This is a genomic window from Bacillota bacterium (assembly GCA_012837285.1).
Taxonomy (GTDB): domain Bacteria; phylum Bacillota; class DTU030; order DUMP01; family DUMP01; genus DUNI01.
Window position 1 is genome coordinate 1 of record DURJ01000158.1, and the last position, 15,018, is coordinate 15,018.

13 protein-coding genes and 1 other annotated feature are annotated in these 15,018 nt (G+C 55.2%); of the genes, 1 reads left to right on the forward strand and 12 read right to left on the reverse strand.

Annotated elements, in window-relative coordinates; genetic code table 11:
* A partial coding sequence (locus tag GX016_09440) for a phosphodiester glycosidase family protein (protein ID HHT71769.1) occupies positions 1-1,157 on the reverse strand: 1,157 nt, incomplete at its 3' end.
* Positions 1,158-1,513: 356 nt separating this feature from the next.
* On the opposite strand from GX016_09440, the gene GX016_09445 reads away from it, so the two are divergent.
* Positions 1,514-1,984 (forward strand): YbaK/EbsC family protein, encoded by a 471-nt coding sequence (locus GX016_09445; GenBank protein ID HHT71770.1) that lies wholly within the window; start codon positions 1,514-1,516, stop codon positions 1,982-1,984.
* Positions 1,985-2,323: 339 nt separating this feature from the next.
* Here GX016_09445 and GX016_09450 read toward each other — a convergent pair whose 3' ends face one another.
* The 11 genes from GX016_09450 to GX016_09500 all read right to left on the reverse strand — a co-directional run bounded on the left by GX016_09450 (position 2,324) and on the right by GX016_09500 (position 15,014).
* On the reverse strand, positions 2,324-3,031 hold the full coding sequence (locus GX016_09450) for a tRNA synthetase subunit beta (GenBank protein ID HHT71771.1): 708 nt from the start codon (positions 3,029-3,031) through the stop codon (positions 2,324-2,326).
* 491 nt (positions 3,032-3,522) lie between these two features.
* The gene (gene spoIIR / locus GX016_09455) at positions 3,523-4,206 is read right to left on the reverse strand and encodes a stage II sporulation protein R (protein HHT71772.1); all 684 of its coding nucleotides are present in this window, start codon (positions 4,204-4,206) and stop codon (positions 3,523-3,525) included.
* Between the two features lie 206 nt (positions 4,207-4,412).
* Complete coding sequence (locus tag GX016_09460) at positions 4,413-5,519, reverse strand: fructose 1,6-bisphosphatase (GenBank protein ID HHT71773.1); 1,107 nt, start codon at positions 5,517-5,519, stop codon at positions 4,413-4,415.
* A 392-nt stretch (positions 5,520-5,911) separates the two neighbouring features.
* Complete coding sequence (locus GX016_09465) at positions 5,912-8,122, reverse strand: ATP-dependent RecD-like DNA helicase (protein HHT71774.1); 2,211 nt, start codon at positions 8,120-8,122, stop codon at positions 5,912-5,914.
* A gap of 13 nt (positions 8,123-8,135) precedes the next feature.
* Positions 8,136-9,551 carry a DUF2384 domain-containing protein gene (locus tag GX016_09470; GenBank protein HHT71775.1) on the reverse strand — a complete coding sequence of 472 codons (1,416 nt, stop codon included), beginning with the start codon at positions 9,549-9,551 and terminating at the stop codon, positions 8,136-8,138.
* 127 nt (positions 9,552-9,678) lie between these two features.
* Entirely contained in the window at positions 9,679-10,104 is a 426-nt protein-coding gene (fabZ, locus tag GX016_09475) for a 3-hydroxyacyl-ACP dehydratase FabZ (protein ID HHT71776.1), read from the reverse strand.
* Positions 10,105-10,292: 188 nt separating this feature from the next.
* Entirely contained in the window at positions 10,293-11,279 is a 987-nt protein-coding gene (locus tag GX016_09480) for a phosphoglycerate dehydrogenase (protein ID HHT71777.1), read from the reverse strand.
* Positions 11,280-11,281: 2 nt separating this feature from the next.
* Complete coding sequence (locus GX016_09485; GenBank protein HHT71778.1) at positions 11,282-12,427, reverse strand: alanine--glyoxylate aminotransferase family protein; 1,146 nt, start codon at positions 12,425-12,427, stop codon at positions 11,282-11,284.
* Positions 12,428-12,488: 61 nt separating this feature from the next.
* Positions 12,489-12,709, reverse strand: a binding site (T-box leader).
* A 161-nt stretch (positions 12,710-12,870) separates the two neighbouring features.
* The gene (locus tag GX016_09490; GenBank protein ID HHT71779.1) at positions 12,871-13,191 is read right to left on the reverse strand and encodes a hypothetical protein; all 321 of its coding nucleotides are present in this window, start codon (positions 13,189-13,191) and stop codon (positions 12,871-12,873) included.
* Between the two features lie 147 nt (positions 13,192-13,338).
* Positions 13,339-14,118 carry a flagellar basal-body rod protein FlgG gene (flgG, locus tag GX016_09495; protein HHT71780.1) on the reverse strand — a complete coding sequence of 260 codons (780 nt, stop codon included), beginning with the start codon at positions 14,116-14,118 and terminating at the stop codon, positions 13,339-13,341.
* Between the two features lie 173 nt (positions 14,119-14,291).
* The gene (locus GX016_09500) at positions 14,292-15,014 is read right to left on the reverse strand and encodes a flagellar hook-basal body protein (protein HHT71781.1); all 723 of its coding nucleotides are present in this window, start codon (positions 15,012-15,014) and stop codon (positions 14,292-14,294) included.
* Between the last annotated feature and the right edge of the window lie 4 nt (positions 15,015-15,018).

Below are 15,018 nucleotides of genomic sequence, written 5' to 3' on the forward strand. Positions count from 1 at the left end.
AGCTCCCCCTGAGGCGCCTTACTGAAAATGCCGATGCCGTTGCTGACCGAACGCTCCCTAATTTCGGCCGGTTTGTTCACCACCGCCGCACTACTCTCCCCGGGGCGGCGCGCCAGAACCGTGGTGGAGCCGCCGCCGTCTAAGTTCAAAGCCTGATAGCAACCGAGCTTCAGAAGCACAGCGGCCCATTCAGTTTGAGACAGCCCCCGGCTTTCCTCCTGCCGCCCGTCCACAGCGGCTAGAATTAGCTGACGGCCATCGGCACTAATACCTACGGCGCTGCGGGGGTTGTTCCCTTTTACTTCGTGGGTAAAGGGTACAATCCGCCCGTCTCTAATCAGTACCGTACCGCCGCCCACTGTCCAGGCAAATTCCTCCCAGGACGGAACAGTAGACAGATCAATCTCCACCCGGCTACCGAGAGTAAGGTACGATTGGAGAAACTCCGCTGCTGCCTGAGCACCGATAAGAACCTGTTCTCCCGCCGCCATAGTTACCCCGCCAGTGGCCGGCACTAATTCTGCCACCACGCCGTTTCTGATGATGGCGGCCATGCTGCCTGCCGGAACTGCAGCCGGCGTAGCCTCTCCCCAATGGCTGTCAAAACCGTGTAACTCATGGTAGCTATCCCCAGGCTTGTTCCAACCGGCCAAGGGAAAATGGGGACCGGCATCAGACTTAACTTGCCCCTGAAACGATAGGCTGCCGACAGTGGCACCCCTATCGGCGCGGAGACCAAACACAGCCAGGTCTTGGCGTAGGGAAGGGCTGGACAGAAGCTCCCCGCCCGTCACCACCGGCCCCAACGGTGCCCCGCTGCCGCGGCCGAAGAAGAAATCACCGTTTATGGCCGCTACGGCTTTGGTCTCAGCCGCCATGTCACTGAGACGTTCGGTCACAGCGAGACCATTTTCCCCTAATAGTAAGTCGCTGCGAACGTTAGGGTTAGTAATATCGGCCCTGATAACATGAAATCGTAACCATCCGGCCGGGGTGAACTGCCAAGTCGTTTCGTAGGTAACTCCAGGGGCCACAGGTTGTATTTTGCTCTCTCTGTAAATAACCTCGGCCTCCTGAGCACACACCGTGCCTGCAGATACCAGCACGATAAGTAACGCTGTAACCAGTGATAACCATTTACACTTTCTGTAGCGCAAGATTTCTCCTCCCCTGTCAAGTATGTCCAGATATAGACTTCTACCCCAATAATAGAAATCCTACCCTGAGGCGCTTCCATTTTCAACCACAAGTCTTGTGCCCATAGCCTTAGTCCAAGACCATAAAAACATGTTTTTTGTCACTTATTCCAAAAACGGAATTGCATAAACCAGTGCTTTCAATGGTTTAAAGATCCTTCGCCAGCGCAAGAACAGGCAGGATAACAACAAGGGACTCTTTCAGCTAGCTCCCTTAGTCCCTGAAGTCAATAGGCCCTCTTAGGGCCGAAGGTTGATTCCAGTATACTGAAGCGGTAAGATACAGTTAGAACAAGTTAAGGAAAGGTGTGGCAGAATTGGACGTACATGCCAAGGTTCAGGCCTGGCTCAATCAGTTTGATTTGGGCCTGAAGATTATCGATACGCCGGAGAATACGGCTACAGCCGAACTGGCGGCTGAAGCCTTGGGAACAGAAGTAGGCCAAATAGCCAAGTCACTCCTGTTCCGAATTGGCGATGATGAATACGCCATGGTAGTAACAGCCGGTGATGTAAAAGTAAGGTCTGGTAAGCTTAAAGCCGTTGTCGGCAGCAAGCCGCGCATGGCAAGTGTTAAGGAAGTACAAAAAGTTACCGGTTACTCCATCGGTGGCGTCTGCCCCTTTGATCTGCCAGCGGAGAGCAAAATCAAGATTTTGCTAGATAAAAGCCTGGCCCGATTTCCAGTGGTCTACGCCGCCGCCGGCAGCGATCACTCGGCTGTAGGTGTCACTTTAGAGCAACTGGAGCAGATTACCGGCGGAACCGTAGCCGACGTAACCGAATAGACAGCCCACGGAACGAGACGGGGCTCATCCTTCGGATCCAAGCTGTTCCTTACACACCTATGGTTGCAGAATTATCCCCGAAGCCAAGCTTAGCCCACATGCAAAAGAGCGAGGCGAACGAGGGAAAACCGCCGATGCATGTCCCCACCTTTTAGGGTGGGCAAGTCGAGCCCCGATAGGGGCGAGTTCAGAGGCGGCCCGAGAAAGCCGAGCTCGGTCGTCCTGAAGGGCACCGCAGTGCGAGGGGATAACTTGCAGCCCGAATACAAAAAGAAAGCTAGCTACTTCGTAGTAGCAGAAGTTGGTGCTACCAAGGAACGGCTAGCAAGTTCGTTCCAGTCAGTCCAATTCCACTTTTGAATTATCCTTATCCACCCAAAACTGCCTTGTCTTGGCTCCACAATGCTCTTCTAACATGGCCGCCAGCTCAGCCTGAGCGGCCTTTGCTGCTTGGTCAGTGGTGCCGTAAAAAGCATCAATCGGGCAAAAAAGTCGCCTGGTCTCCGGCACTACTTTCGCCTTCTCTCCTTGGCGCCAAACCCATTTGCGCGTCCGGACTTGATTATCGGTAACATAGATAACTTCGCCCTCATCCACCGGTTCTGGCTCTTCCCCGCCAAAGGGAATAAACCTGTCCTCGGCCCGGGCCAAGCGCAGTTCAATATCTCCCGGCAAAATCTCCCGGTCGTGCGCTCCCATGGGCAAAAGATACTTCAGCGACAGGATATTGACCAGATCCACTATTTTGTTTATGCTGGGCAGTTCCGCTTTCTTGGCTATTCTCCTCGCTAATGCCTCAATGGAACTGGGAAACCGATTTGGATTAAGCTCCAGCTTCCGAAACGCTTCCCGCCAAATGGCCACATGCGGATGTTCGCGTACGTTGGTGCCGCCGAGCTCCTGGTTTAGGGTCCGGGCCTGAGCTGCCAGCAAGTCGCTTACCACCTGGCTGCCGGCCCGATTATCCACCTCTTCGGCTACCACGACTCCGAAACAAGCCTCAGGAAAAAGCTCAAACAAAGCCGGTGCTACCATGAATTTCGCCACCACTAGTCCCTCCTGCTGGTTTTGTCCCATTTTATCACAACAGTGGCTACTTAATCCAACCGAAAAAAATACGGCCGGCCCGAAGGCCGACCTGAACACGTGGGCTAGTGTATTATTCGCAGTGCAGAAAGTGATGGGTAGGGGCGGTGTCGCACTTCGCGAGACCCTTCGCTTCGCGAGACCCTTCGCTTCGCTCAGGATGACAAATGTAGGGACGCTCAGGATGACAAACGCTGAGACGCTAAGGATACGAATGTAGGAACGCTCAGGATGACAAACGCTGGGACGCTCAGGATACGAATGTAGGAACGCTCAGAATCATTACGCGCTGCCGCACCAACGATAAACGAATCTGGTTTTCATTTCAATGGCCGTCTAAGGACCATGTTGACTGATAGTCGGTGGTATGAAGATGGTAGAGACGACCATCTCTAGTTAGGTGTGCCCATCGGCTGACTACAGATTCATAGCGATGATAAATGCTGGGACGCTCAGGGTGACAAACAGGAAAGAAGGGCCCGCGCCCGGGGCCGTACCTTCTCCCATACCTCCACCACTTTGAACCGGATCTCCACCTCGTTTTCAGCCGCAGCCGGCTCCTCCGGCTTTGTCTTACCGGCGGCCATAACTCGCTGTGCCTCTTCAGCCAAACCGGGCGGTACGTCCATTACCGGGGTAGCCTCCTGCCCTGAACTGCCGTTCACAAAACACAGCGGTGGGAACAACACGCACCACCAATTGTGCCCTTGTCCGTCCCCCAAGACTATTCTCAGCGCCCGGTAGCGGCCCGCCGGAAGGGTTATATTTTCATATCTTCGCTCAGGAAAAGAATAGGTCCCCAGCTCAACCTGACTCTGGTACAGTGCTCCGGCCTGCATCAAGACTCGGTCTGCAATCTCTTCCACTTGATTCAAATGCCGACTGAGCACTCGCTCGGCGTCCCGTTCCGTGGCAGTGGTACTAAACAGCGGAGCCGTCTCTTCAACAATGGCATCACGCACCTTAAGCTTCAGGGCTTGATCCCGGGGATGATCGCTATGGGCCATAATATGCAGCCGAATCAGTTCCCGTCCGGCCGGACTGACGGCCCAGACCGGCACATAGGCTTGATAGAGCAGGAACAGTGCTACGGCAAAGGCAGTGCAAACCAGAGTTAAACGGAGTTTCCCGAGCACAACATTTCCTCCTTATGCTCCCGGCAGACCGGGCCCTCGCTAGCTGGTCTGCCGGGTATGAGCTTTCGTTAAGCATTGTTACCAATACTAGTATTGTTACCAATAATGGTTGAGCTTAAACAAAGAGCATAAGCAGCTACGGAAAAGCCGGTCAAGGATGTCTCCTTGACCGGCTGCCAAGCGGGCCGGATTCCTTTTCTATTGGCTTATTCTATGTCTTCAAAGCGGTCTTTTAGTCTTTCCGCTACCAGTGGCAGCGTGGTATACTCCAGCTGATCCAAGGACAACCGGTGGGGCTCGAAGGGTCCTAACCGGCGTAGGTGATCGGCCAACTCCAACACCTGCTCGCGCACACGGTCGAAAGCTATGTCGGCGAAGAAATCCTGGGGACCGATCAGGCGGCCATGGCAAAGTTGAAATCCCAGGGCCACCACCCGGGCCGGACCATCAAAGCGAGTGGGGCGGCTGTCTTTTTCGGCCACCGGCAGCAGCGGTCCCCAGTGAGAACCCCGCATCCAGCCGGCCACCAAATGCGGCTGAGCAAAAGCTTCCAGCACTTCACCCACAGCCGGCAGTCCGCTTTGGCAGCGGATAATACACACCGGGTCGTCTTTGCCGATATAGCGGCCGGCCATGAGATTTAGCCTTTGGGTGCTGGTGGCCGCGGCAATTTTCCCGCTTTGTCGGGCATAGACATGTTTAATGCAGTAGCGGCTGGGGGAACCAACAAGCACTAGCATGTCGTACAGTTCTTCCGGCAGGGAGAAGGTCACCTTGCGGTGCTCGACTAGATCATGGACCTCAAACTTAAACCCGTCGTGCATCTTAGGATCGATAACCAGACCGATAGTATTAAACGGGTCGGCAAACATCTTATATAGAGGCAAGTTCCAGGCCCCGGGCTCGGTTTTGTCGGCCATGAAGATGACCACCGGTTCGCTGGGTCGCTCCACAAAGGTCAGTTCGGCTACACCGGGGCCAAGGCCCTTCATATTGCCTGCAAACGAGTCGCTGAGCAGATCTTGCCCGGCAGCGTACAGCTTTAGCTCGCGAGCCACCTGGGTGGCATCCATGAGCGCATCCCAAGCCAGCTTATGAACCCGTTCATCATCGCTACCCTGGTAATGAGTCATGATCAGTTCAATATCATCCCCCACGTTGGCCACGTAAAAATCCTCTAACAGACCTTCTTCTTTCGCCTCAGCTAGTCTTTTTCTCACTGCCGCCAGCATATCGGGATGAGCCTGAACGTGACCGACAAAGCTGCCCACATCAGCCTTGATTACACTTAGAGTAACCTCTCTTTCTGCCATCTTTTCCTCTCCCTTACTTATTCTAAGTTAATTATATGTCTAAGTTGCATTTAACATGTTCATTATAACATACATTTAACCTAATGTGACATACTAATTGGCCGGAAAAAAATGGGCTCGTTTGTTACAAGCCCACGAAGGAGCCCTGCCCCTACAAAACACTACCGTGGGTGGCCCAATAAATGCTACCACCAAGCAAAGGTCTCTGCGGTTGCAGGACCATCTCCAACGCGTGGCTTAGCCCTTATTCAAAGGAGCGCAGACGAGCGAGGAAAGGGGGGGAGAGGTTGTCTGAGCGAAGCGAGTTGCCTGGAGCCCCCGAGGGAGTCAAGCTCGTTCGTTCTAAGGGGCGCTACGAAGCGTGGGGATGGTCTGCAACCGCACTGTGACCACTACCCGCTATCTGCCAGCCTGGCTGCCAAGGCGGTATACCGTTCCTGAACCTTGTTATTGGCAATGGCCCGGGCCACGGCCCGGCGACTCCCCACCAAAACCACATGTTCCTTGCCCCGGGTCACAGCGGTATAGAGCAAATTCCGCTGGAGCATGTACCAGTGCTGGGTGCTAAGCACCACCACACAACAGGAAAACTCGCTGCCCTGGGCTTTATGCACCGTAGCGGCATAGGCCAGCATGAGTTCGTCCAGCTCCGACCGTGTGTACGGTACCGGCGACCCGTCGAAATCTACCCAGATGGTATCTTCGTCCACATCTTCATCTTCCTGAGACAAGACAATATCTAGCACCAAACCCTGGTTCCCGTTGAAAATTCCCTTCTCGTAGTTGTTTCTGATCGCCATCACTTTGTCACCGATACGGAAACAACTGTCACGGAAAGGATACTCCTTCTTACCGCTACCGGGCGGATTAAGTCGTTGTTGCAACGAATTATTTAGATTCTGCACCCCGGTTATGTATTTGTGCATGGGAGCCAGCACCTGGATGTTGTCCAACCCAAAGGTGTCGGCCAGCTTAGCCGCCAAATCCACCACGTATTCGGCTGTTTCCTCCGCATCTTCCAACCTAATAAAATAAAAATCCGACGGTGACTGCAATCTTAGCCCTAGGCCTTGATTGATCCGGTGGGCGTTGACCGTGATGAGGGACTCCTCGGCCTGGCGAAATATCTGACTCAGCCTTACCGTGGGCACTTTCTCGCTGGCAATAATATCCCTAAGCACACTGCCCGGTCCCACACTGGGCAGCTGGTCTTTATCCCCTACCAGCACCACCCGGCCGGCGGTGGGGGCCGCTTGCAGTAATTGATAGGCCAAAACCACGTCCACCATGGAAAACTCGTCAATCACCAAAAGATCCACCCGGAGTTGGTTGTCTCGGTTGTAGGTAAAGGCCGGTTGACCCTCGGCCAAGGTATAACCCAGCAAGCGGTGAATGGTACTGGCCTCTCTCCCGGTAAGATCCGTCAGCCGCTGCGCCGCCCGCCCGGTGGGCGCGGCCAGTGCAATACGGGCTTCGGGCTCCAACTTAGCCAATACCTGGATCAGACCGCTGACGATAGTGGATTTTCCCGTGCCAGGACCGCCGGTTATCACGGTAACGCCGCGCTGCACTGCCTGTTTGATCGCCTGTTCTTGCGAAGGAGCAAACTTGAGCTCCAAGGCCCTCTCGGCCTCGCTGATGGCCCCGCTTAGTTTCTCCGCGGCGATCGGCCGTTCATCACCAAGGAGCCGTACCAATTCTCGGGCCACACCGGCCTCGGCCCGGTACAGATACGGCAACCACCAGTTGCCGCTGTCTTCGATTACTTCATTTGCATGTTCCAGCAGGTATCCCAGCGCCGTTTCCACCTCGTCCGCCGCCACCGGTTCGTCCTCGGCGCTTGCATTCACCAGCTTCAATGTTTCCTGTACCAGCTCGTCGGTCGGCAAAAAGCAATGTCCACCCCGTGCGGCCGCTTGGCGCAGTACATACAGCGCTGCCGCCATCAAGCGCTCCCGGGCATGGCGGCGCAGCCCCAGCTTTTGCGCCAACCTATCGGCGGTTAAAAAACCGACGCCAAAAATGTCTTCGGTTAAACAATATGGGTTTTCTTTCAAGCGGGCGATGGCCTCACGCCCGTACTGGCGGTGGATCTTTAGTGCCAGGCCGGTGCTAACACGGTGATGACGCAAAAATACCATTAGCCGTTCTACGTCCTTGTTCTCGCTCACCGCCCGGGTGATTTTCCGCGACAGTTTCTCTCCGATTCCCGGCACCTCTGTAAGCCGCGCCGGCTGTTGGCCAATTATCTCCAGGGTTTCAAGGCCAAAATGATCCACCAAGCGCTGAGCCAACTTCTCGCCCACGCCGGGGATCAGCCCGCTGGCCAAATAGCCGACAATCCCTTCTTCTTCAGTAGGCACAATCTCTTCCAACGCCCCAGCCGAAAACTGACGGCCATACTTAGGATGGGAAATCCAGTCCCCATAAAAAATGTAGTTGGCACCGGGGCGTACAGTGGCGAGATACCCAGTCACGCGGATCTCGCCCTCATCACACACCACCGCTGCCACCGTAAAGCCGGAACCTGGGTCGCGAAAGATGATGCTTCTCACTTCCCCGGCCACTGTAATCTCGCTAGGTGCATCGGCTGCATTAGTCATCTGGTCTTACCCCCTAGCGCAAAAACCTAAGCAGCTTGCTGTACGGATCCTCCTGGGTAGTATAACGCTGGTCAAAGCTCTCCAACCCCAAGGTCTTCCAAATAGTACGGAAATTACCTGATATAGTACCGGCAGCTACCCGATACTTGCGGCCCAACTCTTTTTGAGTTACCCCGGAAGTAAGTTCCAGCCGGGCCATGGTATACTCCAGTGCCGCTAACCAGGACTGGTTCTTTTTAATTTCAGGCCGGCCCAGCCGGCAAAAATCAGCCCATAGTTGGACTGCATTGTTTACTTGGAGCTTAAGATAGCCGGCATCAGCCAAATTCTGGCGTAGTTCCTCGGCTATGCGCCCGTAAGCCGGTTTGGACCATTTAATCGTCGGGCGTTCCGACAGCGGCTCTTCCGGGGGCAAGTTAAGAACCTGGCGTAGCTGGCTGATATCGTAATGCACCTCGCCGGCCTGTTTCTTGCGTTCCTCAATAAACTCCAGTTCCTTCAGCAGCTCGCGCACTCGTCTTCGCCCCGCCGGGCTCTGACAGTATTGACGCGGAGTTAACCCTCTAAGCGCCGGATGCGGTGTATCCGGCCACTGACAATAATACTCTTCGTAATACTGGCGCAGCAACTTCTCTCGAATCTCCGGTGATAACCCCAGCCCTGTTCGCGGCAAACCGCTGTCACGACTGTTGAGCTCTTCCTGGACAAACAGCTCTTCTTGCCCGGCAGCAAACAAACGAGCCACGGTGGTATTTAGCAAATAGCCACGTTCCTTTAGATATACCGGCCAGCCGCCCTTTTTCCCTCGCCGCTGCCAGCGGCGGAAATCGGCTTGGGTCTGGCGCAAGATATCATGTTTGAACATGGGTGGAACTTCCAGCGCCGCTCCGGAGGGCTGAAAGACATCCCCTACCGGCAGTAAGCGACACAACAATACCGACCACAAGGTAACACCGGCAGCCATGTTGGCATCGGCAATCCAAATCTGTTCACCGGTGAAAAGGTCTTCCGCTCCCAAACCGTCGTCCTTAACCAGGTAGACTTCATATAAAGAAATAGTCGAGTTGATCCATTGCTGCAGCATTGTCTGCTCCAGCGGTCCCAGGGTTTGTTGACTTTCTTTCAAAAAGCGCTCGATCAGCCGCCCTCCCCGAGGGGACAAACGGTAATCGTAGATGAACCATTCGATAAAAGAAATAAAAGCTGCTTCCTCTTCCGGATCCAGGATCTCCAACGCATCCTCAGAAAAGAAGATATGAAACGCGGCATCCAGATTAGCAGAAAAGTACCCGTCTTCGGCATAGCTCACCAACGAGTCGTGCAAGTCCTGAGCTACCCGCTCCAACTTGGGCCGGAGGAAGTCATAGACAGGCGGCATAGGTTTAGTGGCTAGCTCTTCATTTGACTGCGGCGTTCGGTCGTTCTTCATCGTATCTCTTCCTTTCCCACCGGATCGGGCCTCTGGGCACAATGGTAGTATCATTCCTTCAGCACACTATATAATACTATATACTTCTCTAATTGCAACAGTTAATCCTGCCTGCAAACTTCTCGGCCTAATCGGTAACGGCAAAAGTAAATTCGCCCTCAGCTACCAGTTCCGACCCGACAAAAGCTTGCCCCCGACCTTTACCAATACGGCCTCGCATTCTGGTTAGGGTAACCTCTAGCCGCAATTGATCCCCAGGCACCACCGGCCGGCGGAAACGGCACTTATCAATTCCGGCAAAATAGGCTATTTTCCCCTCCAGGCCCGAGGCGCTAAGAAGAGCCACCGCCCCTGTTTGGGCCAAAGCCTCAACAATAAGCACCCCCGGCATCACCGGCCGGCCAGGAAAATGTCCGGGGAAAAACGGTTCATTCCCGCTGACGTTCTTTAGGCCTACCGCTCTTTCTCCTGGCTCCAATTCTACTATTTTGTCCACCAGCAAAAACGGATAGCGGTGCGGTAATATGTTCATAATGGCTGCCTGATCCAGCATCTTCAATCCGCCCCTCTCTATACTGTACTTTACCCACCTTCCCCTCATTCGCCAAAGAGCTGTTTTCTCCTCCTCCAAATTAAAGCAGCAGGGCCAGTTGTTGACTGAACCTGCTGAAGGCTGGCTCCCCGGACCCAGGGTTGGACCAAAAACAAACACACCCGGATCGTTCCGATTTCCGCCACGGTCTACATGGCACAGGCTGTCGGCCTAGCTCCAAGGCGGCGCAACTGTTCCCAGTTAAGACAATGCTCCGGTCGCTCTCCAGCCAAGGCCGCTGCCACTTGCTCGGCCACCTCCACCGCCACATGCGTCTGCGCCTCTACCGTGGACGCGCCCAGATGCGGTGTGATAATTACATTCTCCAAGCCGAATAATGGGTTGTCGGTACAAGGTTCTTCAGCCAAAACATCCAGAGCCGCACCGGCCACCTGGCCGCTGACCAGGGCAGCGGCCAAAGCCTGTTCGTCCACTAACGCTCCTCGAGCCGCATTGATAAGGCGAATACCGGGCTTCATCATGTTCAGAGCATCGTACGAGATCATCCCTTGGGTTTCTTCGGTGAGCGGCAGATGCAAAGTAAGAAAATCCGCTTGACCTAACACCGCGGGAAAAGATGTCAAGACGATATCATCCGCCACTTTCTTAGGATCAATATGCGGGTCGTAGGCCAACACCCGCATACCCAGTGCCTGGGCCCGCTGGGCCACGGCCGAACCCACTCGTCCCAAACCCAGAATACCCAACGTCTTCCCTGCTATCTCCACCCCCTGGAACCGAGCCCGTTCCCAACGACCTTGCTGCAAAGTACCCATGGCTTGAGGGATATGCCGGGCCAAGGCCAGCATCAGTGCCAGAGTGTGCTCGGCCGCAGCAATAGTATTGCCGGTAGGAGCATTCACTATTAGCACACCGCGCTTCGAAGCTGTCTCAATATCAATATTATCGACACCGATACCAGCCCGCCCCACCACAGCCAGCTCCGGCTGGGCCGCCAGAAACTGGGCTGTAACTTTCGTGACCGAGCGTAAAATCAAACCCTGACAACCGGTGCAGGCAGCTATAAGCTCGGCGGTGTTTAGCCTGCCCGCCACCGTCTTCACTTGGTGCCCTTCCTGCTGTAGAACCTGGGCTGCTTCCGGCGCTACGTTATCGACAATCATGACCTGAGCCATGCTTAACCCTCCTGCAAAAATTGTGCTTGGGCCTGAGCTACGCCGGCACCTAGCTCCACCTGGTACCCGGCTTGTTTAAGACCTAGTTCTAGAATTGCCAGGGCTCCCAAAATTTCCAGCTCATCCACATAGCCCATATGACTCATGCGGATGATCTGGCCGGATAGTTTTCCTTTCCCTCCGGCCAAGCAGAAGCCGAACTGGCGCTTAACCGCCGCTCTGAGGGGATCAGCCTGGCCATTGGGAACATAGGCTGCGGTTACCGTGGGTGATGCCCATTCGTCGGCGGCCACCAACTTTAGCCCTACGGCCTGCACGCCGGCTCGCACTGCCCGCGCCCAGCGCCGGTGCCTGGCCCACACCTGCTCCAATCCTTCCGTTAACATAAGATCCAACGCTTTCTCCAGAGCAAACAGAAGGCTCACATTAGGTGTCCAGGGCGAAAACCCTTTGGCCCCATTTTCCCTCCAGGCGGCGAGATTGAAGTAGAAGGATCGCGGCGACACCTTCTCTACCTTCTGCCAGCCTTTGGCGCTCACACTGAGGAAGGCCAAGCCAGGCGGCAACATGAACGCTTTTTGGGAACTGGTGGCCATGAAGTCTACTCCCCACTCATCAGTACGAATGTCCATGGCCCCCATGCTGCTTACCGCATCTACCAGCAACAGTGTCGGCGTGTTCTTCAGCAAGGCTCCAATAGCGGCCACGTCGTTTACTACACCGGTGGAGGTTTCGTTGTGGGTGACCAGCACTGCCTGCGGCAGGGGCCCTCGCTCCAGTCGCGCCTGCACTTTTTCTATTTCCACTGCTTCGCCCCAAGGAAACTCCATTGGCTCCACCTGGGCCCCACACTGCTCGGCAATGGCAGCAAAACGCTGACCAAATTGTCCCGTTATCAAGGCTAACACTTTATCGCCAGGACTTAAGCTGCTGGTAACGGCTGCCTCCATGGCGCCAGTACCTGAGGAAGTAAGAATGAACAGGTGGTTTTTGGTCTGAAAGACCTGTTTTACTTTTTCCGTCAAAGATCGCTGCAGAGAAGCGTACTCGGAACTTCGATGTCCGATTACCGGCCGGGTCATGGCTGCCGCCACTTCCGGCGGAACCGGCGTCGGCCCCGGAATAAATAGATGCTGCTTTCTCTGCATAAACCATCTCTCCTTGTTGCTCTTTGTTCAGAAGAAATAAAAACGCCCCCCGTCCCTGAAAAACAGGGACGAGAGGCGTTTCCCGCGGTACCACCCATATTGGCGCAAGCCAAACAGCTAACGCCCACTTGCGATACGCTAACGAGTATCACCCGTACGGGCCTACTTTACTTCGGCCGTCCGCTTCGGGATGGATTCCAAGAACTGCTTCACCGGCTCGCACCTGGCGCCGGCTCTCTTTAGAAGACAAGTCCTTGTACTTGTTCCCGGCATCGCTCTTAATATTGGCTCATATTTTACACCATCAACGGATAAAAAGCAAGCACAACAAGCTGCCGTGCCGGACTGCTGCTAACATCGGGGCCTTGTGGTGCCATCTTATTTCAGCTTCTGCCGTTTGATGATTGCCATTGCCAGCAATTCATCGATTCCCCGGGCATTTTTTATATCTCCTGGTTCTGGTCCCTGTTGAGTCTGTGTTGTGTGTGGGCCAACTGTCGGAACAGCACCTCGGCCAAGCTGCCTTCGGAGCGGGCAATGGCGCGGGCATACTCGGTATCGAGCATGCTTTTGAAGGTCTCTTCGCCAGTACTCTCGGGAAACAGCCCGCCTTTGGGTACGGTCCGCCGTAGGCCCGACAGGACCTGATTCCAAAAGACGGCAGCAAATTCCTGACAGGCTTGGCGCAGGGCTTGTTCGTCAGACTGCCGCCTAAGATTCGCTTGTCGTGGAACAGGCTGGATGCCAGATTTAATAATGGCCATAGGTCACCCACCTTCAGAAGTTCCAGGGCTTTCTTTAATACGACCCCGCGGAACAACACGGGGGTCAGCTTGCGGCCGAAGGCCGTTCCCTACCGCGTACCCAAAGAAGTGTCGGGATGCAATGGAGCCGGGAAGGTTTAAGCGGCTTTAACGCCGCAGGTTGTTGGCTACCCCGAGCATTTCGTCGGCGGCGGTGATGGCTTTAGCATTGATCTCGTAGGCGCGCTGCGCCGTGATCATGTTTACCATCTCTTCCACCACCTGCACATTAGACAGTTCGATATAGCCGGAAGCCAGGCTACCGCAGTCCTCACCGGGAATAAGGCCGTCTTCCACCGGGCCGGCCGCCTCGGTGGCTAAAAACAAGTTGCGGCCAAGGGCCCGCAGCCCAGCCGGGTTCGGGAACTGAGCCAAAGTAATCTGATCACCGGTAACGGCATCGCCGGCCAGTTCATAGCTGATGGTACCGTCGGCAGCAATGACGATGCTCTTGGCTCCGGGAGGAATGTTTATTCCCGGCATAACCAAATAACCATCAGTGGTGACTAGATCTCCGTCAGCATCCAGTTTAAACGAACCATCCCGGGTATAAGCCTCTTCACCGCTGGGTAGCTCCACGACGAAAAAGCCGTCGCCCTCAATGGCCACATCCAGCGGGTTTTGCGTCAGCTGCAAATTACCGGTACTGAAGATTCTCAGCGTGGCCGACGGACGCACTCCGTGTCCCACGCTTAGGTCGCTGGGTACATAGCCGCCGTCGGCGGTAGGCGAGGCACCTCGAATAGTTTCATATAATAAATCTTGAAACTCCAGCCGGCTCTTTTTGAAGCCGTTGGTATTCACGTTTGACAAATTATGGGATATAACATCGATATTAAGCTGCTGGGCCAGCATTCCGGAGCTGGCCGACCACAGGGCCCGCATCATGGTTTGTCTCTCCTTCCCTAGTCAAGAATCTTTCCAGCCCTTGGGTCTTCTCCAGCGGCGAGAAGCACCCGACGGGCTTCTGTTTAGTCATAACTAGCCTGGTTAACACACAGCGAACCGCTTCTGTCGTTCGGCGGTCCTGGGCCTCTGCGTCGCAGTCCGGCCCTTGGAATCTAGACTCTGCCCACTTCGTTGATAAGCTTGTCCAGGGTCTGATCTTGAGTCTGGATTGCTTTTTGCCCAGCCTCGTAGGTACGCATGGCTGTGATCAGATCCACCATGGCCTCCACCGGTGAGACATTGGCTTCTTCCAGCACACCTTGGCGCACGGCCGTCTCGGCCGGATAAAGCGGCGCCGGCGCGATGAGCAAGTTGTGGCCCGCCTTGGTCAGCTCCAGGTCAGCCGGAGCCGCCACCACAGCTAAGCTAGCCGCCATATCGGGATCATCCGCCTGGATGGTTCCCCCTGTTCGGGAAAGAACTAAGAATCCTTCGTCGGTGGTGAGTTGGCCCCTGTCGTTCACCTGAAAGGAACCGTTTCTGGTGTATCTCTCCCCAGCCGGGGTGGCCACTACAAAATACCCATCTCCTTGCAGGGCAAAGTCCAGCTCACGTCCAGTTTGGCGGTAAAAACCGCTCTTTTTTAGCATTGTCACTTGGGCCACTGCCGTCCCGGTACCTAAGTAGCCCACCGGCTGCGGCCGGGCCGGCAGCGCCGCTATCCTTCCCCGGGTGTCGTTGAGACGGTAGATAAACTGGCTCGGCAGTGCCCCTGCCGAAGCCACATCCGCCCTGTATCCGGGGGTAGCCGCATTTGCTAAATTGTTGGCCGCCACATCCAGGCGGGTCTGCTGAGCCACCATCCCGGCAGCGGCTGTGTACAGCCCCCTGATCAACCAT

Excerpts from the sequence above, each read along its gene's own strand:
- GX016_09460 (HHT71773.1), bottom strand. The coding sequence starts at position 5,519 with ATGGCAGAAAGAGAGGTTACTCTAAGTGTAATCAAGGCTGATGTGGGC.
- GX016_09465 (HHT71774.1), bottom strand. The coding sequence starts at position 8,122 with ATGACTAATGCAGCCGATGCACCTAGCGAGATTACAGTGGCCGGGGAA.
- GX016_09470 (HHT71775.1), bottom strand. The coding sequence starts at position 9,551 with ATGAAGAACGACCGAACGCCGCAGTCAAATGAAGAGCTAGCCACTAAA.
- fabZ (HHT71776.1), bottom strand. The coding sequence starts at position 10,104 with ATGCTGGATCAGGCAGCCATTATGAACATATTACCGCACCGCTATCCG.
- GX016_09480 (HHT71777.1), bottom strand. The coding sequence starts at position 11,279 with ATGGCTCAGGTCATGATTGTCGATAACGTAGCGCCGGAAGCAGCCCAG.
- GX016_09485 (HHT71778.1), bottom strand. The coding sequence starts at position 12,427 with ATGCAGAGAAAGCAGCATCTATTTATTCCGGGGCCGACGCCGGTTCCG.
- GX016_09490 (HHT71779.1), bottom strand. The coding sequence starts at position 13,191 with ATGGCCATTATTAAATCTGGCATCCAGCCTGTTCCACGACAAGCGAAT.
- flgG (HHT71780.1), bottom strand. The coding sequence starts at position 14,118 with ATGATGCGGGCCCTGTGGTCGGCCAGCTCCGGAATGCTGGCCCAGCAG.